We start from the raw sequence: 19,668 nt of genomic DNA, 5'->3' as shown, positions 1-19,668 counted from the left end.
CACCCGGGCCGCATCGCAGGCCGCACACCGCGGACCGCACGCCGTGCACCGCACGCCGTCCCGGCGCCTCGCCGCCGACGGCACGCCTCAGTGCCTCAGCGCCTCACGGCCTCACCGGCTCAGCGCGTCGATCTCCGCGATCTCCTCGGCGGTCAGCGGGCCGCCGTTCAGCGCGTCGATGTTCTGGTCCAGCTGGGTGACACTGCTGGCGCCGATGATCACCGACACCACCCGCTCGTCCCGCAGCACCCAGGACAGCGCCAGCTGCGCGAGGGTCTGCCCGCGCCGCTCGGCGACCTTGCTCAGGGCCCGCAGCTGCTCCAGCTTCGCCCCGGTCAGCGCCTCCTCCTTGAGGAAGTGCCCGACCGACATCCGCGACCCCGCCGGCACCTCGCCGGAGAGGTAGCGGTCGGTCAACAGCCCCTGGGCGAGCGGGGAGTAGGCGATCAGGCTGGTCTGCGTCTCGCCGACCGCATCCAGTACGCCGTCCTCCACGTACCGGTTGAGGATGGAGTACGCGCACTGGTTCATCAGGACCGGCGTGCCCAGCTCGCGCAGGATCGCGACCGCCTCGCGGTGCTGCTCCGCCGGGTAGTTGGAGATGCCGGCGTACAGGGCGCGGCCCGAGCGGACCGCCGAGTCCAGCGCGCCCATCGTCTCCTCCAGGGGAGTGTCCGGGTCGTAGCGGTGCGAGTAGAAGACGTCCACGTAGTCCAGGCCCATCCGGCCCAGCGACTGGTCGAGGCTGGCCAGCAGGTACTTGCGGCTGCCGCCGTCGCCGTACGGGCCCGGCCACATGTCGTAGCCGGCCTTGCTGGCGATGAACAGCTCGTCCCGGTACGGGCGGAAGTCCTGCGCGAACAGGTAGCCGAAGTTGCGCTCGGCGCTGCCGTACGGCGGGCCGTAGTTGTTCGCCAGGTCGAAGTGGGTGATGCCCCGGTCGAAGGCGCGGCGCAGGACCGCCCGCTGCACGTCCAGTGGCTGGGTGTCACCGAAGTTGTGCCACAGGCCCAGCGAGACGGCGGGCAGTTGAACGCCACTGCGGCCGGCCCGGCGGTAGGTCATCGAGGCATAGCGGTCATCCGCGGCGAGGTAGGTCATGCCGGACATCCTGCCAGTCCGGCGGCCTGTATCAAGCCCTTGCCCCGCTCGTGGCCGGTGCATAAGCTCGCGGTGGATCGTGTGTGTGCGAGGCGAAGGGGGGAGCGGTGATGTCCGAGTCCGCCGCGTCCCTGCGCTGTTGTCGTTCCGGCAGCCCCCGCAGCCCGCGCCCCGCCTCGCGCTGACACCGCCCGAGAGCCGACTCCGCGTCATCCCGCCCCGGTGCTGCCCCCGTGCGAGCGCAGCCGTGTCCCGGGCGCTTCGCCGGGTCACCGCCGTCGCCCGGCCCCGCTGCACGCCTGCGGGGCCGACCCTCCGAACGCCCCCGCAGGCCGTCGGACGTCCCCCGGCCGCCGACCGCCTCGCAGGCCATCGAAACGGCCCCTGCGGCCAACGAACGCCCCAGGGCCAACGAACGCCCCACGGCCAACGAAACGGCCCCTCCGGCCAACGAACGCCCCACAAGGAGACCGCATGCGGTTCACCGTCTCGTCCCTCGTCGCCAATGGACCCGACCCCGTCACTGGCGTGCAGCGCACCCCGTACGAGAAGCTGCACAACGTCATCGACCAGGCCGTCACCGCTGAACGGCTCGGCTTCGACGGCTACGGGGTGGGGGAGCGGCACGGTGAGCCGTTTCTCTCCCCGGCGCCGCCCGTGCTGCTCAGCGCCATCGCCGCCCGGACGTCCACCATCCGGCTCTTCACCACCGTCACCGTGCTCAGCATCCTCGATCCGGTCCGGGTCGCCGAGGACTACGCGGTACTGGACCAACTCTCCGGCGGCCGCCTCGAACTGATCATCGGCAAGGGCAACGACCCGCGCCACTTCGACCTGTTCGGCCTGCCGGAGGAGCGGCAGTGGGACGTGCTGGCCGAGAACTACGGCCTGCTGCACCGGCTCTGGCGGGAGGAGAAGGTGAGCTGGGAGGGGAGCACCCGGCCGCCGCTCAAGGAGGTCACCACCTCGCCGCGCCCGTTGCAGGACCCGATCCCGGTCTGGCACGGCAGCGCCACCAGTGAGCAGTCCACCGACCTCGCGGCCCGCTACGGCGACCCGCTGTTCTCAGCCAACTCCTTTCACCCGCTGGCGAAGTACAAGGCGCTGGTCGACCACTACCGCGAGCGCTGGGAGCACTACGGCCACGACCCGAAGGATGCCAGGGTCGGCACCGGCTTCGGTGGCCTGTTCATCGCCAGGCGTTCGCAGGACGCCGTCGAGGGCTTCCGCCCGTACTGGGACGCGCTGTTCGACTCCGCGGCGGGCAGGCACAACAACTCGCCGTTCGCCTCGCTGGAGGACGCGCTGGAACGGGGGTCGGCGCTGGTCGGCAGTCCGCAGCAGGTGATCGAGAAGATCCACCGCTACCACGAGGCCTTCGGCAACGAGGTGGTCGGCATCGGGGTGGACTCGCTCACCGAGGAGGTGCAGCACGAGCAGCTGGAGCTGTTCGCGAGCGAGGTCGCCCCGGTGATCCGCCGCGAACTGCCCTGACGGCCGGGCCCCCTGACGGGCCGACGTCCGGATGTGCAGCCCCGCGCCCGGACTTCGGCCCGCCCCGCCGCCCGGGCGGTTCCCCGAGGTGACGCGTGCCACCGTCCTGCAGTGAATGCCGTGCTCCGTTCCGGGGGACGGTGATCACGCAGGGCCGTGGACCGCCGGGGGGCGGCCCACGGCCCTTCTGCGTCCGGCGGGCCCTGAAGACATTGTACCTACTGGTATGTACATCTGTACCTACAGGTATGTACAGTGATCCGCATGGCAACCCAGGACCGCCTCATCGAGAGCACCCAGGAACTCCTCTGGGAACGCGGCTACGTCGGCACCAGCCCCAAGGCCATCCAGCAGCGCGCCGGCGTCGGCCAGGGCAGCATGTACCACCACTTCACCGGCAAGCCCGACCTCGCCGCGGCCGCCCTGCGCCGCAGTGCCGGGCAGCTGCGCGCCATCGCCGAGGCCGACCTGGCCGGCCCCGGCACCGCCTACGACCGGATCGCCGCCTACCTGCACCGCGAACGCGAGGTGCTGCGCGGCTGCCGGATGGGGCGGATGGCCCAGGACCCGGACGTCATCGCCGACCCGCAGCTGCGCGCGCCCGTCGAGGAGATCTTCGACTGGCTGCGCGGCCGCCTCGCCGAGGTCGTCGCGGAGGGCCGGGCCACCGGTGAACTCACCTCCGCCGCCGACCCGGCCGACACCGCCGCCGCCATCGTCGCCGTCGTCCAGGGCGGCTACGTGCTCGCCCGCGCCGCCGGCACGGCCGAGCCGTTCGAGCAGGCCGTCCGCGGCGCCCTCGGCCTGCTCGCCGCCCACCGCGCGGCTTGAGGCGCCCACCGCGCAGCCCGAGACGTCCACCACGCAGCCTGACACGTCGGCCGGAGCAGCCGGCCCGGAGCGGGCTGCCATGATCCAGGAGGGCCACCCGTGCACGCCATGCAGTACGAGATCAGCCTCCCCGCCGACTACGACATGGGGATCATCCGCAGGCGGGTCGCCGACAAGGGGCACCTGCTCGACGACTTCCCCGGCCTCGGCCTCAAGGCCTTCCTGGTCCGCGAGCGCGGCCGGGCCGGGTCGCCCGTCAACGAGTACGCCCCGTTCTACCTCTGGAGTACCCCGGAGGGCATGAACAGCTTCCTCTGGGGCCCGGGGTTCCGCGGTCTGAGCGCGGACTTCGGCCGCCCCGCCGTCCGGCACTGGCTCGGCACCGGACTGCGCCGCGGCCCCGCCCGGGGCACCCCGGTCACCGCCGTCCGCCACCTCGAACGCATCCCGGAGAGCACCGACCCGGCCGAGGCCGTCGAAGCAGCCCTCGCCGCACTGCCCGACCACCCCGACCTGCACACGGCGGCCGTCGCCGTCGACCCCGGCCGCTGGGAGCTGCTGCGCATCGTCCTCTGGTCCGGCCCCGGGCCCCGGGTCGAATCCGACGTCGAGCCGGCCGGCACCCGCTACGAGGTGCTGCACCTGGCCGACCCCGAACTCGACCGGCTGCCCGCCGGCCGTCACTGGTGAAAGGACCGCTCCTCCCCATGGACTCCACCGCGCTGACCCCCGCCCCGCTGGACCGTGCCGCCGGCTACGCCCTGCTGGACGAACTCGCCGGCCCGCAGACGCAGGCCGCCACCCTGAAGGGCCTGGACGAACTCGCGCCCGGCTTCCCCGACTGGATCGTCACCAGCCTCTTCGGCGGCACCTACCAGCGGCCGGGCCTCGCCCTGCGCGACCGCCAGATCGCCAACCTGGCCGCCCTCACGGCCCTCGGCGGCGTCGAACCGCAGCTCGCCGACCACGTCCGCAACAGCCTGCGGATCGGTGTCACCCGGGAGGAGATCACCGAGGTGATGGTCCACCTGGCGCCCTATGTCGGCGTGCCCAAGGCGCTGGCCGGCCTGCGGGTCGCCGCCACGACCTTCGCGGAGTCCTCGTGACCGCCGCCGCCACTCCGGGCGCCGCGGCGGTCCGCACCGTCCTCGGCGACCTCGACCCCGCCGAACTCGGCGTCTGTGACGCCCACGACCACCTCTTCCTGCGGAGCCCCCGCCTCCCCGGCGAGGAGCTGGACGACCCGGCCGCGGCCGAGCAGGTCCTGCGCGCCTTCGCGGCGGCCGGGGGCCGGGCGTTCGTCCAGTGGACCCCGCACGGCATGGGGCGCGGCGGGGACGCCCTCGCCGGCCTCTCCCGCGCGACCGGCGTCCACCTGGTCGCGGCCACCGGTCTGCACCAGGCCGTCCACTACGAACCGGCCGTCCTCGACGCGCTGTACGAGGGGCTCGCCGGGCTGTTCACCGCCGAGCTGACCACCGGGCTGCGCGGCGCACCCGCCGGCGTCCGGGCCGGACTCATCAAGGTGGCCGGCGACTACCACGGCCTCGGCGACCACACCCGCCGCGTGATGGAGGCCGCGGCCGAGGCCCACCACGCCACCGGCGCCCCGATCGCCGTCCACCACGAACTCGGCACCGCGGCCTCCGACGTCCTGGACCTGCTCTGCGGCCGGTTCGGCGTGCCGCCGCAGCGGGTGATCCTCGGCCACCTCAACCGCCTCCCCGACCTGCGGCTGCACCGGCACCTCGCCGCGTCCGGCGCGTACCTCGCCCTGGATGGCCCCTCCCGCGCCCACCACGCCACCGACCACCACCTGTTCGACACCATCGCCGCGCTGGTGGAGGCGGGCCACGCGCCGCAGCTCCTCCTCGGCGGCGACACCACCACCCGCAGCGCCCGGCACGCCCCCGGCCCGACGCACCTCCTGAACGCCGTCGCCCCGCGCCTCGCCCGCGAGTTCGGCCCCGAGCTGCCCCGGCTCCTCCTGACGGCCAACCCGGCGAGGGCACTGGCCGTGACCTGGACGTCCTGACCGTCCGGGCGCCCGGTCCGGTCCAGCAGGTTCAGCGGGTCCGGCCGGTCCGACCCGCCTGAGCCACCTGAGCCCCGCCTGAGCCGCCGGACCCGCCGGGCCGGTCAGCGGCAGAGGGCGTCGAGGTCCTCCGAGAAGGTGGCGAACTCGGCCTGCGCCTCCGCGATGATCTCGCGGGCGGGCCGGCGCGGCGTGGTCGCGTGGCGCGCGGCGAGCTCGGCCAGGGCGGCGTCCGGGCGGGCGTCCCGCTCGCCCTCGACGGCGGCCTCCAGCGGGCCGAGGCCGTCGGCCAGCACCCAGAGGAAGTCGGAGAGGCTCCCGGCGGCCACGCCGCTCTCGCCCTCCGAACCCAGGAACACCACCGGCTGCTCCGCGAGCGGGCGCCCCGGCCGCACCAGCCAGAGGGCGGCCAGACCGCCCGTGCCGTCCTGCCCGAACACCCGGTAGGCGTCGCCGTCGAGCTCCTGGTTGCCGGTCCAGCACCGGATCCAGTGAGTCGTCTCCTCGGCGGAGTCGAAGGTGTCGTACGGCTCGAAGTCGACGCCCTCGCCGTCGTCGCCGTACTCGAACTCCACCCGGGCCACCTCGGCCAGGGCGGGCGGGAAGGTGCGGTCGTCACCGGTCGTCTCGATCATGCCCGCACGCTACTGCCCGCCACCGACACGGACGCCGCCACCGCCACCCGCCACCGTCACCGCCACGGACGCCGACGCCGACGCCGACACCGACACCGCCGCCACCGACGGCCCGGTGGCCGGATGCCCGCGCCGGGGTTTGAATCTGAGGACGTGCTACCGGGGCGACCCGCTGGTACGAGACCCCGGCACCCGGCAGCACCACGACGCCCCGGCGGAGAGGCGGATCCGACGATGCACCGATGGCTCGCCCCCACCAGGATCGCCTTCGCCGTCCTCTCCTCGGTCGCGCTCGGCTTCGCCGGCTACCACGCCGCGACCGGCGTCGTCGGGGTGGTGGACTACTTCCACTACTTCACCAACCTCAGCAACATGGCCGCGGTGGTCGTCCTGCTGCGCGGCGGCTGGGCGGGGCTGACGAGCCGGCGTCCCGTGCCCGGCGTGGTGCGGGGCGGGGTGGTGCTCTGCATGACCATCACCGGGATCTTCTACGGGCTGGGGCTGGCGAGCTACCCCGAGGCCGTCATGATCCCCTGGGTCGGTCGCGTACTGCAGCAGCTCATGCCGGCCGTGGTGCTCGCCGACTGGCTGGCGGACCCGCCGGAGCGCCGCATCCGTCCGCTCCAGGCGGCCGGCTGGATGGCCTTCCCGCTCCTGTACCTCGCCTACACGATGGTCCGCGGCTACCTCGTCGACTGGTACCCGTACCCGTTCCTCGACCCCGCCCTCCCGAACGGCTACTGCCGGGTGGCGGGCGCCAGTTTCCTGATGACGGGGGCCTTCGTCCTGGTCGGGGCGGCGCTGCTCCGGGCCGGCAACGCCCTCGGCGACCGCCGGGCCGCCCGCAGCGGCGCGGCGCCGACCGGCCGCCGCGCCCACGCCCGGCCGGCCTGACCCCCCATGCCCGGCCGGCCTGGCCCGCTCCACGTCGGGCCGGCCTGACCCCCCATGCCCGGCCGGCCTGGCCCGCTCCACGCCCGGCCTCAGCCCCCGAGGGCGTGCAGGATCGGTTGTCCCAGGGTGCCCAGCCAGCCCGCCAGTGCGGAGAGCGGTCCGAGCAGTCCGGTGCCGGCGGCGACGAGGGCGCCCGCCGACGTGAGCAGCCGGGTGATCCGGGTCAGGCGGCCCGCCACCGCCTCGCGGTCCGGCTCCGGCCGGGCGACCTCCGCGTCCAGCGAGTCGAGCTCGGCCCGGACCTCGGGCGCCACCGCCGGCGGCAGCTGCGTCTGCTCGACGGCCGTCCGGAGTTCGCCGACCAGGTCGCGTACGTCCTGCCCGTCCGCCGTGAGGTGGCCCGACTGGCCGCCGTGGACGGTCTGGTCGCCGGCGACGTTGTTGATCACGCCGCCCTGTTGGTTGCCGATGTTGAAGACCACGACGGCCTCCCGTGGTGAGACTCGATGCGGCGGCCCCAACCGGCCGGTGCCGCGGTCGGTGCCGTAGCCGGTGCCGCGGTGCACTCAGCGCGGTGGTGGCGGCATGCTGAGGCGGCGCGACTCGTCCTCCTCGAAGCGGCGCCGCCGCGAGGTGGTCACGATGTGCAGGACGATGCCGACGACCAGCAGGACGACGCCGATCGCGGCCACGGCGAAGCCGATGGCCCCGACGGGCACGCCGCCCACCTTCGGCCCGAGCAGGTCGGGCACGGTGAAGTCGGGGTTCCCGGACTGCGCGGCGTTGTTGGTCCGGACGATGAAGCTCACCAACGCCCAGCCGTAGACCCCGCCGCCGACCACGAAGGCCAGGAACCCGGTGAGGATCAGGTGCCGTGCCCGGGTGCGGGTGGCGGCGATCTCGCGGAAGAAGCCGTCCCGCCGCTCCTGCATCACGTAGTTGTACTGGTCCCTGGCGACGTTGTTGAGGTTTTCGGCCTCCTGCCGCCCCACGTCGAAGCGGGGCCCGCCCCCGGGCGGTGGCTGCTCCCTCGGCGGCGGCTGAGCCGCCCGCTGTCCCGCCGCTGCCCGCTGAGCCGCAGCCTGCTGAGCTGCCTGCTGGGCCGCTGCGGCCCGTTGTGCCGACTGCTGCGCCGACTGTTGCGGCGGAGGCCGCGATGGCTCCCAGGGCGGGGGCGGCGTCCCCGGCGGGGGTGGCGCTACGGTCCGGAAGCTGGCCGTCGGCCCCGTCGCGCCCACCCCGGGGACGGTGGCGCCGCTGTCGCGCGGCTCCTCGTAGTGGACCTCGAACGGGCCGAAGTCCAGGACGTCCCCGGTGTGCACCTCCTGCTGCCCGAGGACCGGGTGGCCGTTCAGCCGGGTGCCGTTGGTGGAGGCGAGGTCCTCGACGGTGGTGTGACCGCCGGACCGCCACACCACGGCGTGGCGCCGGCTGACGCCGGGCTCGCCGACATGGATCTGGCATGCGGAGTCCCGGCCGACCAGCATCGGCTGGTCGGCGAGGACGAAGACCTGCCCCCGGAGCCGGCCCGGGTTGTCGACGACGAGGCGCGGTAAGGCCTGCTGCTGCGAAGGCGGGCTCATGGCATGACCTCCTGCCGGGTGGGAACGGCGGAACCGTTGAACCACCGGCGGTGACGATGACCCGCCTGCCCGCCGGCTCGGGTGCCTTCCCTACCAGTAAAGTCCACTTCCGCCTCCGCGGAACAGCCCCGACGGGCCGCGATCCACGAAGGGTGGCCGCCGGACCGCTCCCGCTCCCGCGCCCGGCGGCCGGCCCGCTCGGGAGGCCCCGGCCGACCGGCGCGGGCGCCGTGCTGCCGGCTACGCGGGGGAGTCCGCGCGCGCCCCGGCGACGATCCAGGACTCCACCCGCGTGGTGGCCGTGATCGCCCCGAACGCCAGCACCCTGGTCAGCTCGCCGTCTCCGCGCTCCTCACTCCCGCCCCCGCCCCCGGCCGCGGCGCGCCACGCCGCCACGTCCGCCTCCGTGATCCGGTACGGCGCCAGCGCGGCCAGCAGTGCGAGCCGGACGGCCGGCCGTTCGGCAGGCGGGAGGTCGACGCAGACCTCCCGCCCGGCCGGGTCGCCGCCGAGCGGCGGGTGGCCGCCGTCCCAGGCGGCCACCGTGTCGAGTACGGCGGCCCGCCCGGCCTCGCCGAGCAGTTCGCCGCCGGTCGAGGCGGCGGCCCTGAGGGCCAGGTAGGCGGGGCCGACCGGGCCCTCCCCGGCCCAGGCGGGTGCGGGGCCGGCGGGGACGGGCCCGGCGAGCACGGTCAGGCCGGCCCCGGGCTCGGGGCTGCTCCGGGCGACGCGCCCGATGGCCAGGGCGGCGGCCCGCCGGACGTACTGCGAGCGGCGCAGTGCGCTCGGCAGCAGCGCCTCTTCGTCGAGCAGCGAGGTCACCATCCGGTTGATGAAGTGGGTGGCCAGCGCCGTCCCGACGAACTCGGGTGTGTGGTCGGCGGGGAACGGCGGCCGGGCCAGGTCCGGGCTGCCGGGGGAGCGGGTGGCGGCCGCCCAGGCGAGGAGTGCGGCGTGCCGCCGGTCGTCCGGGGTGCGGCCGGCCCGGGCGGCCTCGGCGAGGTCGTGGTCCCCGGCGCCGTGGGCGAGCAGGGCGTGCGCCTCGGTGCAGAACGGGCAGCGGTTGGCCAGCGAGACGGCGCTCGCCACGGCCTCCTTGTCGGCGCGCGCGGCGGTGCCGACGATCTCGGCCTCGCGCAGCAGTGCCCAGGTGCCGGCCAGCACGTCGGGGGCGGGGGAGAGGCTCATCAGGGGACCGTCGTCCAGCAGGAAGTCGGTCTCCATCTGCGCGTACACGGCGGCGACCCGGCCGGTGGCGGACTTCTTCGGGACGGGGGTGGTGTGGCGGTAGGGCCTGGACATGCGCGTTCCCCTCCTGGTGGCGATGCCTGGGCGTAACGCAACTCCTGGTTGCGATACGGTGAGCGTGTCACGCCGGCAGTCGTAACGCAACCAGGAGTTGCAATGAGTCCCGATTCCCTGCCCTCCCGGCCCCACGCCTTTGACGACGGCCGTGCCCCCGGAGCGGACCGGCGGCCGACGGTCGGGCGGGGCGAGAAGGTGCGGGTGGCCGTCCTGGCCGCGACGCTCGCCGAACTCGCCGAGATGCGCTACGCCGCGCTCACCGTCGACGCCGTCGCCCGCCGGGCCGGCGTCCACAAGACCACGGTCTACCGGCGCTGGAAGGACCGGGACGCCCTGATCGTCGACGCCCTGGCCGGGCAGATCGCGGCGGACATCCCGATCCCGGACACCGGCACGGTCGAGGGCGACCTGCGGCTCCTCGCCCGCGGGCTGGCCGCCTGGCTGCGCGGGCCGTCCGGTGCGGCGGTGCTCGCGGTGATGCTGTCGGAGGCCGCCCAGGCGCCGGGCATCGCCGAGGTCCGGTCGCGGATCTTCGACGACCGGCTGCGGCGGGCCGAGCCGATCGTCACCCGGGCCGTCGGGCGCGGGGAACTGCCCGCCGGCATCGACCCGGCGGCGGTCATCAAGGCCCTCGCCGCACCGCTCTACTTCCGGGTGCTCATCACGGCCGAGCCGGTCGACGACGCGGCCGCCGACCGTGCCGTGACCGCGGCCCTGGCGGCCGCCCGGCACGGCGGACTGGGCTGAACCCCGGTCGGCGCGCACCGTCGCCGGCCGGGGCTGCGGGTGCCGACGCCGTCGGCGCCGCAGTACGTCGGTGCCGACGTCGGTGCCCGGAGAGCGCCCGGGCCGGAGCCGAACCGGGCCGGAGTCGAACCGGGCGCAGGCCGCGCCTCTGAACCCCAGCCAGCTGACTCCGCGCCACCTCGTGCCACCTCGCGATGCCCCGTGTCATACCTCCGGCCCCCGCCCGGCCCGCCGATCCCCGCTGGTCGGCGGGTCCGGGGCACCTCCGCGGACCGCTAGGGTTATTGATCGCGCCTCGGCGACGGCCTCCGTGGTGGACGGGGGAACCGGGGCGGCCGCCCCGAGTGTCCTGGCAACTGGCCGCCGGCGGTCGGGGCCGGGACGTACGAGGCGTGGGAGCAGTAGGACATGGGTCTGACGAGCCACAAGGTGCTGGCGCTGACCGCATTGATCGCCGTCGGGATGATGACGGGCACGGTCTGGCTGTGGCCGAGACTGGCGAAGCGGACCTGGCAGGCGGTGCTCGGCCGGATCGGCACGCTGCTCGCCACCCAGCTCGCCGTGCTCGCGGCACTGGGCCTGGTGGCCAACAACTACTTCGCCTTCTACAGCAGCTGGGACGACCTGCTCGGCACCGGCGACAACGGCCCGGTGGTCATCCAGAACAAGGCGGACGCCTCGGGCCGTCTGCAGGTGGAGACCATCGGCCACGCCGCCGTCCAGGGCGGCGGGGCGCTCGGCCGCGATCCCGGGCAGTCCGGCGAGATCCGCGAGGTGCGGATCGACGGCGCCGCCAGCCGGCTCTCCACCGAGGGGTACGTCTACCTGCCGCCGCAGTACTTCCAGCCGGAGTACGCGCAGAAGCAGTTCCCGGCGATCATCGTCTCCACCGGCTTTCCCGGTATCGCCAAGAACCTGGTGACCCGGCTGAACTACCCGGGCGCGGCACTGAAGCTGCTCCAGGAGGGCCGGATGCAGCCGACCGTGCTGGTGCTGATGACGCCGTCGCCCGCGCTGCCGCAGGACACCGAGTGCGAGGACATCCCGGGCGGCCCGCAGTCCGAGACCTACTACACCAAGGACGTTCCCGCCGCGATCCAGGCGTCGTACCGGGTCTCCTCGGACCCGCAGGCCTGGGGCTTCATGGGCAACTCGACCGGCGGCTACTGCGCCCTCAAGCTGGCCATGCGCCACCCGGAGGCCTTCCCGACCGCGGTCTCGCTCTCCGGCTACTACCAGGCGGCCGACGACCCGACCACCGTCGACCTCTTCAAGGGCAGTGGCGGCCAGCAGCGCCGCCACGAGGCCGACCTCATGTGGCGGCTGAAGAACCTGCCGCAGCCCAAGGTGTCCGTGCTGCTGGCCGGCACCAAGGAGGGCGACGGCGACTACAAGCGTGACACCGAGGCGTTCGTGGCCGCGGTCAACAGCCCGATGAAGGTCTCGTACAGCATGATGCAGACCGGCGGCCACAACTTCGAGACCTGGAGCAAGCTGCTGCCGTCCTCGCTGGAGTGGCTCTCCCAGCGCCTCCAGGTCCCCGCCCGGTCGGTCTGACCGCGGTCCGCCGCGCGGACCACCGGAACGCGGGGCCCGCCCGCGTCGGACGCCGGGCCCGCCCACCCCGAGGGGTGAGCGGGCCCGGCGTTCCGGTTTCACCGCCTCAGCCCACCGGCTCCAGCGTGCCGGTGTGCAGCTCGCCGACCCGGCCGCCCTCGCCCTCGTACGTCCAGAACGCGCGCACCGTCAGCTTTCCGAGGTCCATCAGGTGGCTGACGGTGATGCCGCTCTGCTCGGTCCAGCTGACGAAGTAGAGCTCGGGGCCCACCTGGGCGACGTGCAGGGCCACGTCCTCCCACTGGCCGGCCGACTCGCCGAGGCCCTCCCAGCGCAGCCGCTTGCCGTCGGCCGAGTACGCGTTGCGGAAGGCCGCGCCGTTGTCGACCTGGAAGAGGTAGGTGCGGCCGGCGAAGGCGGGCAGGGGCGCGGTCATGGCGGGACGGGTCCTCGTCTCTCGTCTGGGCGTACGGCACTGCGAATGGACCTCCAACCTATCCGACGGGTGACCTTCGCGGCGGCGTTGCGCCCACCCCGTCACGGTGCGGGCCCGCCGACGCCACGGCCGGGGCCGCCACGCCCTCCGCCCGCGGGGTGTGACACCGGCACATGGGCGGCCCGGCGGTCCGGTCGTACGGTGCAGGATCCGGCCCACCGGGACGTGGGCCGGCCCAGCAGCCCGCCACCTTCCGGCCAGGGAGCCGCCGATGCCCGCCACCACCACCAGACCTGTCACCGGAACAGCCACCGGTCCCGTCGCCGGAACGGCCACCCCGCCCACCCCCGCCGGACGTCTGTCAGCCGCCCTCACCGTCCTCCTCACCCTCACCGCCCTCCTCCTCGGCACGCCCCCGCCCGCATCGGCGGCCACCGCCCCGCTCACCCTGGAGGCCACCTTCACCGCCCCCGGCAACGGCTGGGCCAAGGTCGAGCGCTACCTCGACACCACCGCCGGGTTCCGCGCCGAGCAGTACCCGCCCGGCGGGCGGGGAGACCAGGACGGCGCCCGCCTGACCTACTTCGGCGGCGTCCGCCAGCCCTATTCCGGGCGCTTCCTGCTCTACTCGGCCGCCGGCTGGGACACCGGCAGCCGGGACGTCCCGGTCCTGCTGGTCCACGGCGCCAACGACAACGCCGACCGCGCCTGGGCGAACCCGAACGAGAGCGGCAGCTGCGGCGCGTCCGCCTGCCCCTCCACCGGCCTCGCCCAGTACCTCGCCGGTACCGGCCACCGCGTCTTCGCGATCGGCTTCGCGCACAAGCAGGGCGACAACCTGCTCCAGGCGCAGGCCGTCGGCGACGCGATCGCCCTGATCCGGGCCCGGCTCGGGGTGTCCCAGGTGGACGTGGTCGCCTGGAGCAAGGGCGAGGTCGCCGCCCGCGCGTACGTCTCCTCGGTACGGCCGTCCTGGGGCCGGGCCTACGCGGGAGACGTCCGCCGCCTGGTCACCCTCGGCGGGCCGAACGGCGGCCTGGACTACGTCTACGCGCACGGCTGGGCGTTCTCGCTGGCCACCTGGCCGGCCTGCGGCGGCACCGCCAACGCGCCCTCGCCGCACCTGTACATGACCTGCTACGGCACGTACACCGCCCAGCCCTGCCTCGGGGTGCTGCCCACCGGCGGGTACGACTGCTACCCGGGCCAGCGCCAGCTGCTCGCCCGCTGGGACGGCGTCTACGGGGTGGACGGCTCGGCTCAGGACTGGTGGACGACCTACTACGGCGGTCAGGGCTACTACACCTCCGGCCAGGGCGTCCAGGCGGCGATCGACGCCGGTTCGCTGATCGGGCCGCTCCAGCAGGCGGGCGTCCCGGCGGCGGTCGCCACCTTCCTGATGGCGGGCGGCTCTGCCGACATCCCGGGAGTCCTCAACGAGAACCGCGGGCCCAGCGACGGCATCGTCTTCACCCGCAGCGCCCTGGACACCACCGGGATCGGTACGGTCGGCGGGACGCGGCTGCTCAGCGGGCTCAACCACCTGGAGCTGGCCTGGTCCCCGGACGCGATGAGCCAGGTGAACAGCTGGCTCGGCTGACCGCCCGGCCGACGACCGCCCGGCCAAGGACCGCCCGGCCAAGGACGGCCCAACCCACGACCACCCAACCCACGACCGCCCGTCCGGCCGGCGCCCCGCTCACCGTCCTCCCGGTGCCCGCCCGGCCAGCTGATCCACTCCGTACCGTCGTTGATCGACTCCACTATGACCTGCACGACAACGCCCCCCGTCGAGTTGTCGCCCCCCGGACGGCCTGCCTAGCCTGCTCGGGACGTCCGCTTCGCGGACCTCCGCCGTCGGGACGCCGAGTCCTGTCCACCCGCCGGCCGGCAACCGAGCGCCACAGCGGACGGGAGCGGGGGACCCAGGTCAGTGCCCGGTCCGTGCGCTCCCCGCGCCCGGGCCGCGGCTAGGGGTGAAGCCGCTCGACAGGCGGCCGGGCAACCTCAGCCCGAACCCGACGCTCACCTCGCAGGCGTCGCAGAGGACACTGCCATGCAGAAGCCTGCCCGGCGCAGCACGCCGCGCCATGCCCGCCCCAGCCACCGCGGTCGCAACGCCGCCTTCGCCGTCACCGGCGCGCTCGCCATCGGCGGTGCCGGCCTCCTGGGCGTTCCCGCGGTGAGCGGGGCCCAGGCGGCCACCGCGCCGACCGTCACCCCGACCACCGCCACCCCGACGCCCGCGCCGCCCGCGACCCCGACGCCCGCGACCCCGTCGCAGACCGCCGCCCCGGGCGCGATTCCGGTCGCTGGCAAGAAGCTCACCTGGTCGGACGATTTCAACAGCCTCGACCTGGGCTCCCGCTGGACGGCCGACCGGAGCAGCTCGTACCAGTACGGCGACCACAACCCGAACGACAACAAGCTCGACTGGCTGAACAAGAACAACGTCACCGTCTCCGGCGGCGTCGCCACCTTCACCGCCAAGCCGAGCACCCACACGCTGGAGAACGGCAAGCAGGCCTGGGACACCGGGCTGCTCACCACGGAGTACTCCAGCGAGGGCTTCAAGGTGAAGACCGGCGACTACATCGAGACCCGGGTCAAGCTCCCCGCCGGCACCGGCGCCTGGCCGGCGCTGTGGACCTGGAACGGCACCAGCGGCGCCCACGGTGAGATCGACTCCTTCGAGTACCACACCGACAACCCGAACCTGCTGGAGCTGACCAACCACATCACTCCGGGGCACCTGTACTACACGGATGCCAAGGCGATAGCGAAGGACAGCTGGGTCACCATCGGCACCTCCTACGGGGCCACCTCGGTCGACTGGTACGTCAACGGGACCAAGGTGTTCTCCGACGGCAAGGGCGTCGGCGCCGGCTGGGCCGCGTACCCGATCCTCAACCTGTCCCTGAGCGCGGGGCAGTACCACCCCGCGCCGCAGGGCACGGCGCCGATCACCTTCGCCGCGGACTACGTCCGCGTCTACCGGTAGGAGCGGCCGTTGCGGACCGCCCGCCCGTCAGCAGCGGGCGGTCTCCAGGACCTGGATGCTGAACGGCTGCCGGTTGTTCGCCTCGTTCCGGTCGTCGTCACTGCGCACCGCGACGTAGCCGCCGCTCAGCTCGCCGAGGGGGACGGTGGGGGCGAGCCGGACCGGGATCAGCGCTGTCGCGCTCCGGTAGCGCCCCCGGCCGGCCGGGAAGGTGCAGCGCACCCGGTGGCCGTTCTGGAAGTCGTGGCAGTTCTCCGGGAAGTAGGGCTTCTCGGGCGTCACGCCCTCCGGCAGGGTGATCACCACGGTGAACGAGGAGGCCGTCCGGTCCGGGCCGGTGTTGGCGACGAAGGCGTGCACCGTGGTGGTGCCGCCGGGTACGGCGGGGTCCGGATCGATCCGGACCACCTCCAGGTCGGAATCGGAGGCCGCGGGGGCCGCGGGTGCCGCCGCCGGGTCGGTCCCCGGGGCCGGATCGGCGTCCGGGCACGCCCACGCGGGACCGGCGGCCAGCGCCGCCAGTGCACACCCGACCGTCAGCGACCTGACGGCCAGCGACCGGCCTGCCGACGGCCTGACCGCCGCCCGCCCGACCACCGGCGCCCCGGCCTCCGGCGCCCCGGCCTCCGCCGACCTGCCGAAGAAACCCCGTACGGACCCTCTGCGCGACATCGCCGCTCACCCTGTCCTTCGCGTTCCGGCGCCCCGCACCGTCGCGGGGCGCGTCCGCATTCAGCGTGACCGACCGGCCCGTCGCGGCCGGGGCAACCCGCCCTCGGGCCGCTCGAACGGGCGAACGCTTCCGCAGGAGGCCGACCGGGTCGGCCTCCTGCGCGGGAAAGCGCCGGTGGCGCCGTGTCAGGGGGCCAGGACCTGCCCCAGCCGGGCCGCGATGTGGTGCATCACCGGTACCAGCGAGGCCGCGCCGGCCTGCTCCTCCAGCGCCCGGATCCGGGCCTCCGGACCGGAGACCGAGAGGGCCGTCGGGGTCGGCGCGCCCGGTACCGCGAGGGCGATGCAGCGCACCCCGATCTCCTGCTCCTGGTCGTCCACCACGTAGCCGCGCTCGCGCGCCTCGGCCAGCTGGTTCAGCAGCTCCTGCGGGTCGGTCACCGTGAACTCGGTGTGCGCGGGCAGCGGGTTGGGGCCGAGGACGGCACGGGCCTCCTCCTCGGGCAGCTGGGCCAGCAGGGCCTTGCCGACGCCGGTGCAGTGCGGCTGCACCCGGCGGCCGACCTCGGTGAACATCCGCATCGAGCGCCGCGACTGCACCTGCCCGACGTAGACCACCTCGCCGCCCTCCAGTACGGCCAGGTTGGCCGTCTCGCCGGTGGCCTCCATCAGCTCGGCCAGGTAGGGGCGGGCCCAGCTGCCCAGCAGCCGGCCGGCCGTCTCGCCGAGCCGGATCAGCCGCGGGCCGAGGGTGTAGCGGCGTGCGGTGTCCTGGCGCACATAGCCCTGCTGGACGAGGGTACGAACCAGACGGTGGATGGTGGGCATCGGCAGCCCGGAGGAGGTGGAGAGCTCGCTGAGCGTGGCCACGCCGCCGGAGTCGGCCAGCGCCTCCAGCAGCTGGAAGGCGCGCTCGACGGACTGCACACCGCCGCTCGCGCGGTCCGTGCCCGTCGTCGATGCTGTGTCGGGGGTCGCAACCACCGGCGTTCCCTTCGCTGTCGGGGGAGGAGTAGAGTCCCTGCGATCACCTCAACAAACCGTTGAAATTCTGTATCGCGGAAACTAGTCTCCACCTTACAGAATCGAACCCTCCGGTAGGTGGGTTCAGATCGGTTCAGATCAAGGAAGTTCCCACCGGAACTGCCTTCGCCATGCTCAACCGTCTTAGGAGTGTCCTGCTCATGGCTACAGATCAGGGACCCGCCGGCGCCTCCCCCGCCGCTCCGGTCGTCACTGTCGCCGGTCCGCGTGTCCATCGGGCGGAGGAGGTGCTCACTCCGGAGGCGGTCGCCTTCGTCGTCGGGCTGCACCGCGCCTTCGAGGACCGCCGACAGGAGCTCCTGGCCCGCCGCAAGACCCGCCGCGCGGAGATCGCCCGCGCCGGCGTCCTGGACTTCCTCCCCGAGACGGCCGCCGTGCGCGAAGGCGACTGGACGGTGGCCGAGGCCCCGCGCGCGCTCCAGGACCGCCGGGTCGAGATCACCGGCCCCACCGACCGCAAGATGGTCATCAACGCGCTGAACTCCGGCGCCAGGGTCTGGCTCGCCGACTTCGAGGACGCCACCTCCCCGACCTGGGAGAACGTGGTCAGCGGCCAGATCAACCTGATCGACGCCTTCGAGGGCCGGATCGACTTCACCTCCCCGGCCGGCAAGGCCTACACCCTCAGGCCCGCCGCCGAACTCGCCACCGTCGTGGTCCGCCCGCGCGGCTGGCACCTGGACGAGAACCACCTGCTGGTCGACGGCAAGCCGGTGGCCGGCGCCTTCCTCGACTTCGGGCTCTACTTCTTCCACAACGTGGCCCGGCTGACCGCCCGCGGCGCCGAGGACCCGAACTCCGGCCCGTACTTCTACCTCCCGAAGACCGAGAGCCACCTCGAAGCCCGGCTCTGGAACGACGTCTTCACGCACGCCCAGGCCGCCCTCGGCATCCCGTACGGCACCGTCCGCGCCACCGTGCTGATCGAGACCATCACGGCCGCGTTCGAGATGGAGGAGATCCTCTACGAGCTGCGCGACCACGCCGCCGGGCTCAACGCCGGCCGCTGGGACTACCTGTTCTCGATCGTCAAGAACTTCCGCGACGCCGGCGAGCACTACATCCTGCCGGACCGCAACACCGTCACCATGGCGTCCCCCTTCATGGCCGCCTACACCCGGCTGCTGGTGCAGACCTGTCACCGCCGCGGCGCCCACGCGATCGGCGGCATGGCCGCCTTCATCCCCAGCCGCAAGGACCCCGCGGTCAACGCGGCCGCCCTGGAGAAGGTCAAGGCCGACAAGGACCGCGAGGCCGGCAACGGCTTCGACGGTTCCTGGGTCGCCCACCCTGACCTCGTGCCCGTCGCCCGCGCCTGCTTCGACGCCGTCCTCGGCGACCGCCCGAACCAGAAGGACAACCCCGGCCCGGCCGAGCCCGTCACCGCCGCCCAGCTGCTCGACATCGCCGGCGCCGGCGGCACCTGCACCCACGCGGGCCTGCACAACGCCGTCCAGGTCGGCGTCCGCTACATCGAGGCCTGGCTGCGCGGCCTCGGCGCCGTCGGCATCTTCAACATGATGGAGGACGCCGCCACCGCCGAGATCTCGCGCTCGCAGATCTGGCAGTGGATCAACAACGGCGTCGTGCTCTCCGACACCGGGGAGAAGGCCACCGCCGAGCTCGTGCGCCGCCTGGTGGCCGAGGAGCTCGCCGGGCTCCGGGCCGAGCTGGGCGACGAGGCCTACGCCGGTGGGCGCTGGCGCGAGGCCGCCAAGCTCTTCGAACAGGTCGCCCTGGCCGAGGAGTTCGCGGACTTCCTGACCCTCCCCGCGCTTCCCCTGCTGGGCTGAGCCCCAATCTATCCAGTACGGAAGAGGCTGCCGCCTGCCAGGCTGTAGCACTCCTCCCGCTCCATTGCTCCGTTCCGTACGGCGACGAATCCACCGTCTTCCCGTCGCCGTGCGGAACGGCCTCTCCCCCCGAGGACCCCCGTGCCCCGCATCTTCTTCAACGGCCAGGCCATGGTCGGCGGCCCGTTCCACGCCTCCGTCGCCGACGCCCTGGTCGGCCCCGTCCGCACCGCGCCCGGCTACCGCTTCTTCTCCATCGGCGACGTCTGTCCCGGCCTGCACCCGGACCCGGCCGCCGACACCGCGATCGAGGGCGAGCTGTACGACATCACCCTCGAACACCTCCGCGACGTCATCCTGCCGGGCGAGCCCCGTGAGCTCGAACTCGGCGTCATCGAGCTGGACGACGGCTCCGCCTGCCTCTCGATGCTGCTGGCCCGCGGCGAGGCCGACCGCGGCGTGCACCGTGAGATCACCCACCACGGCGGCTGGCGCGCCTACCTCGCCACCCTGGGCCGCACGGCCTGAGCCCGTCCCGCC

20 protein-coding genes and 1 riboswitch are annotated in these 19,668 nt (G+C 73.8%); of the genes, 12 read left to right on the top strand and 8 right to left on the bottom strand.

Annotated features, from left to right (window positions below; all coding sequences use genetic code 11):
• Positions 1–111: 111 nt before the first annotated feature.
• Positions 112–1,101, bottom strand: a complete 990-nt coding sequence (locus C2142_RS08160; RefSeq protein ID WP_148641776.1) for an aldo/keto reductase — start codon at positions 1,099–1,101, stop codon at positions 112–114.
• 474 nt (positions 1,102–1,575) lie between these two features.
• Between C2142_RS08160 and C2142_RS08155 the strand changes: the two genes are divergently transcribed.
• The 5 genes from C2142_RS08155 to C2142_RS08135 all read left to right on the top strand — a co-directional run bounded on the left by C2142_RS08155 (position 1,576) and on the right by C2142_RS08135 (position 5,461).
• The gene (locus C2142_RS08155; protein ID WP_148641775.1) at positions 1,576–2,595 is read left to right on the top strand and encodes an LLM class flavin-dependent oxidoreductase; all 1,020 of its coding nucleotides are present in this window, start codon (positions 1,576–1,578) and stop codon (positions 2,593–2,595) included.
• Positions 2,596–2,859: 264 nt separating this feature from the next.
• Positions 2,860–3,426 carry a TetR/AcrR family transcriptional regulator gene (locus C2142_RS08150; RefSeq protein WP_148641774.1) on the top strand — a complete coding sequence of 189 codons (567 nt, stop codon included), beginning with the start codon at positions 2,860–2,862 and terminating at the stop codon, positions 3,424–3,426.
• A 99-nt stretch (positions 3,427–3,525) separates the two neighbouring features.
• The gene (locus C2142_RS08145; protein ID WP_148641773.1) at positions 3,526–4,116 is read left to right on the top strand and encodes a DUF4865 family protein; all 591 of its coding nucleotides are present in this window, start codon (positions 3,526–3,528) and stop codon (positions 4,114–4,116) included.
• A 17-nt stretch (positions 4,117–4,133) separates the two neighbouring features.
• Positions 4,134–4,532, top strand: a complete 399-nt coding sequence (locus C2142_RS08140) for a carboxymuconolactone decarboxylase family protein (RefSeq protein ID WP_148641772.1) — start codon at positions 4,134–4,136, stop codon at positions 4,530–4,532.
• On the top strand, positions 4,529–5,461 hold the full coding sequence (locus C2142_RS08135) for a phosphotriesterase (protein ID WP_148641771.1): 933 nt from the start codon (positions 4,529–4,531) through the stop codon (positions 5,459–5,461). The genes C2142_RS08140 and C2142_RS08135 overlap by 4 nt, the downstream gene beginning before the upstream one ends.
• A gap of 104 nt (positions 5,462–5,565) precedes the next feature.
• Here the strand turns inward: C2142_RS08135 and C2142_RS08130 are convergent, their stop codons facing one another.
• A complete protein-coding gene (locus C2142_RS08130; RefSeq protein ID WP_148641770.1) occupies positions 5,566–6,096 on the bottom strand; it encodes an SMI1/KNR4 family protein in 531 nt (176 codons plus the stop codon).
• 234 nt (positions 6,097–6,330) lie between these two features.
• Here C2142_RS08130 and C2142_RS08125 point away from each other — a divergent pair, with 234 nt between their 5' ends.
• Positions 6,331–6,990, top strand: coding sequence for a Pr6Pr family membrane protein (locus tag C2142_RS08125; RefSeq protein ID WP_148641769.1), 660 nt, complete (start codon positions 6,331–6,333; stop codon positions 6,988–6,990).
• Positions 6,991–7,079: 89 nt separating this feature from the next.
• Here C2142_RS08125 and C2142_RS08120 read toward each other — a convergent pair whose 3' ends face one another.
• The 3 genes from C2142_RS08120 to C2142_RS08110 all read right to left on the bottom strand — a co-directional run bounded on the left by C2142_RS08120 (position 7,080) and on the right by C2142_RS08110 (position 9,875).
• Entirely contained in the window at positions 7,080–7,472 is a 393-nt protein-coding gene (locus C2142_RS08120; RefSeq protein ID WP_148642270.1) for a DUF2236 domain-containing protein, read from the bottom strand.
• Between the two features lie 84 nt (positions 7,473–7,556).
• Entirely contained in the window at positions 7,557–8,573 is a 1,017-nt protein-coding gene (locus C2142_RS08115; protein ID WP_148641768.1) for an FHA domain-containing protein, read from the bottom strand.
• A gap of 240 nt (positions 8,574–8,813) precedes the next feature.
• The gene (locus tag C2142_RS08110; protein ID WP_148641767.1) at positions 8,814–9,875 is read right to left on the bottom strand and encodes a carboxymuconolactone decarboxylase family protein; all 1,062 of its coding nucleotides are present in this window, start codon (positions 9,873–9,875) and stop codon (positions 8,814–8,816) included.
• A gap of 102 nt (positions 9,876–9,977) precedes the next feature.
• Between C2142_RS08110 and C2142_RS08105 the strand changes: the two genes are divergently transcribed.
• Both C2142_RS08105 and C2142_RS08100 read left to right on the top strand, forming a co-directional pair.
• Positions 9,978–10,625, top strand: coding sequence for a TetR/AcrR family transcriptional regulator (locus C2142_RS08105; protein WP_241002445.1), 648 nt, complete (start codon positions 9,978–9,980; stop codon positions 10,623–10,625).
• A 408-nt stretch (positions 10,626–11,033) separates the two neighbouring features.
• Positions 11,034–12,182 (top strand): alpha/beta hydrolase-fold protein, encoded by a 1,149-nt coding sequence (locus C2142_RS08100; RefSeq protein WP_148641766.1) that lies wholly within the window; start codon positions 11,034–11,036, stop codon positions 12,180–12,182.
• A gap of 106 nt (positions 12,183–12,288) precedes the next feature.
• Here the strand turns inward: C2142_RS08100 and C2142_RS08095 are convergent, their stop codons facing one another.
• A complete protein-coding gene (locus tag C2142_RS08095; protein ID WP_148641765.1) occupies positions 12,289–12,618 on the bottom strand; it encodes a MoaF N-terminal domain-containing protein in 330 nt (109 codons plus the stop codon).
• Positions 12,619–12,889: 271 nt separating this feature from the next.
• Between C2142_RS08095 and C2142_RS08090 the strand changes: the two genes are divergently transcribed.
• Together C2142_RS08090 and C2142_RS08085 are read left to right on the top strand one after the other, a co-directional pair.
• Entirely contained in the window at positions 12,890–14,218 is a 1,329-nt protein-coding gene (locus C2142_RS08090; RefSeq protein ID WP_241002444.1) for a lipase family protein, read from the top strand.
• A 289-nt stretch (positions 14,219–14,507) separates the two neighbouring features.
• Positions 14,508–14,672: riboswitch (cyclic di-AMP (ydaO/yuaA leader) on the top strand.
• A gap of 2 nt (positions 14,673–14,674) precedes the next feature.
• The gene (locus C2142_RS08085) at positions 14,675–15,619 is read left to right on the top strand and encodes a glycoside hydrolase family 16 protein (RefSeq protein ID WP_148641764.1); all 945 of its coding nucleotides are present in this window, start codon (positions 14,675–14,677) and stop codon (positions 15,617–15,619) included.
• 27 nt (positions 15,620–15,646) lie between these two features.
• Here C2142_RS08085 and C2142_RS08080 read toward each other — a convergent pair whose 3' ends face one another.
• Both C2142_RS08080 and C2142_RS08075 read right to left on the bottom strand, forming a co-directional pair.
• Positions 15,647–16,291, bottom strand: coding sequence for a hypothetical protein (locus C2142_RS08080; RefSeq protein ID WP_148641763.1), 645 nt, complete (start codon positions 16,289–16,291; stop codon positions 15,647–15,649).
• 186 nt (positions 16,292–16,477) lie between these two features.
• A complete protein-coding gene (locus tag C2142_RS08075; RefSeq protein WP_148641762.1) occupies positions 16,478–17,275 on the bottom strand; it encodes an IclR family transcriptional regulator in 798 nt (265 codons plus the stop codon).
• 200 nt (positions 17,276–17,475) lie between these two features.
• Between C2142_RS08075 and aceB the strand changes: the two genes are divergently transcribed.
• A complete protein-coding gene (gene aceB, locus C2142_RS08070; protein WP_148641761.1) occupies positions 17,476–19,128 on the top strand; it encodes a malate synthase A in 1,653 nt (550 codons plus the stop codon).
• Positions 19,129–19,269: 141 nt separating this feature from the next.
• The gene (locus tag C2142_RS08065) at positions 19,270–19,656 is read left to right on the top strand and encodes a gamma-glutamylcyclotransferase (RefSeq protein WP_148641760.1); all 387 of its coding nucleotides are present in this window, start codon (positions 19,270–19,272) and stop codon (positions 19,654–19,656) included.
• Positions 19,657–19,668: the final 12 nt, after the last annotated feature.

It is taken from the genome of Streptomyces sp. CB01881 (assembly GCF_002953255.1).
Taxonomy (GTDB): domain Bacteria; phylum Actinomycetota; class Actinomycetes; order Streptomycetales; family Streptomycetaceae; genus Kitasatospora.
This window is presented reverse-complemented; position numbering and strand designations above follow the sequence as displayed.

Excerpts from the sequence above, each read along its gene's own strand:
- C2142_RS08160 (WP_148641776.1), bottom strand. The coding sequence starts at position 1,101 with ATGACCTACCTCGCCGCGGATGACCGCTATGCCTCGATGACCTACCGC.
- C2142_RS08155 (WP_148641775.1), top strand. The coding sequence starts at position 1,576 with ATGCGGTTCACCGTCTCGTCCCTCGTCGCCAATGGACCCGACCCCGTC.
- C2142_RS08150 (WP_148641774.1), top strand. The coding sequence starts at position 2,860 with ATGGCAACCCAGGACCGCCTCATCGAGAGCACCCAGGAACTCCTCTGG.
- C2142_RS08140 (WP_148641772.1), top strand. The coding sequence starts at position 4,134 with ATGGACTCCACCGCGCTGACCCCCGCCCCGCTGGACCGTGCCGCCGGC.
- C2142_RS08130 (WP_148641770.1), bottom strand. The coding sequence starts at position 6,096 with ATGATCGAGACGACCGGTGACGACCGCACCTTCCCGCCCGCCCTGGCC.
- C2142_RS08125 (WP_148641769.1), top strand. The coding sequence starts at position 6,331 with ATGCACCGATGGCTCGCCCCCACCAGGATCGCCTTCGCCGTCCTCTCC.
- C2142_RS08115 (WP_148641768.1), bottom strand. The coding sequence starts at position 8,573 with ATGAGCCCGCCTTCGCAGCAGCAGGCCTTACCGCGCCTCGTCGTCGAC.
- C2142_RS08110 (WP_148641767.1), bottom strand. The coding sequence starts at position 9,875 with ATGTCCAGGCCCTACCGCCACACCACCCCCGTCCCGAAGAAGTCCGCC.
- C2142_RS08105 (WP_241002445.1), top strand. The coding sequence starts at position 9,978 with ATGAGTCCCGATTCCCTGCCCTCCCGGCCCCACGCCTTTGACGACGGC.
- C2142_RS08100 (WP_148641766.1), top strand. The coding sequence starts at position 11,034 with ATGGGTCTGACGAGCCACAAGGTGCTGGCGCTGACCGCATTGATCGCC.
- C2142_RS08095 (WP_148641765.1), bottom strand. The coding sequence starts at position 12,618 with ATGACCGCGCCCCTGCCCGCCTTCGCCGGCCGCACCTACCTCTTCCAG.
- C2142_RS08090 (WP_241002444.1), top strand. The coding sequence starts at position 12,890 with ATGCCCGCCACCACCACCAGACCTGTCACCGGAACAGCCACCGGTCCC.
- C2142_RS08085 (WP_148641764.1), top strand. The coding sequence starts at position 14,675 with ATGCAGAAGCCTGCCCGGCGCAGCACGCCGCGCCATGCCCGCCCCAGC.
- C2142_RS08080 (WP_148641763.1), bottom strand. The coding sequence starts at position 16,291 with ATGTCGCGCAGAGGGTCCGTACGGGGTTTCTTCGGCAGGTCGGCGGAG.
- aceB (WP_148641761.1), top strand. The coding sequence starts at position 17,476 with ATGGCTACAGATCAGGGACCCGCCGGCGCCTCCCCCGCCGCTCCGGTC.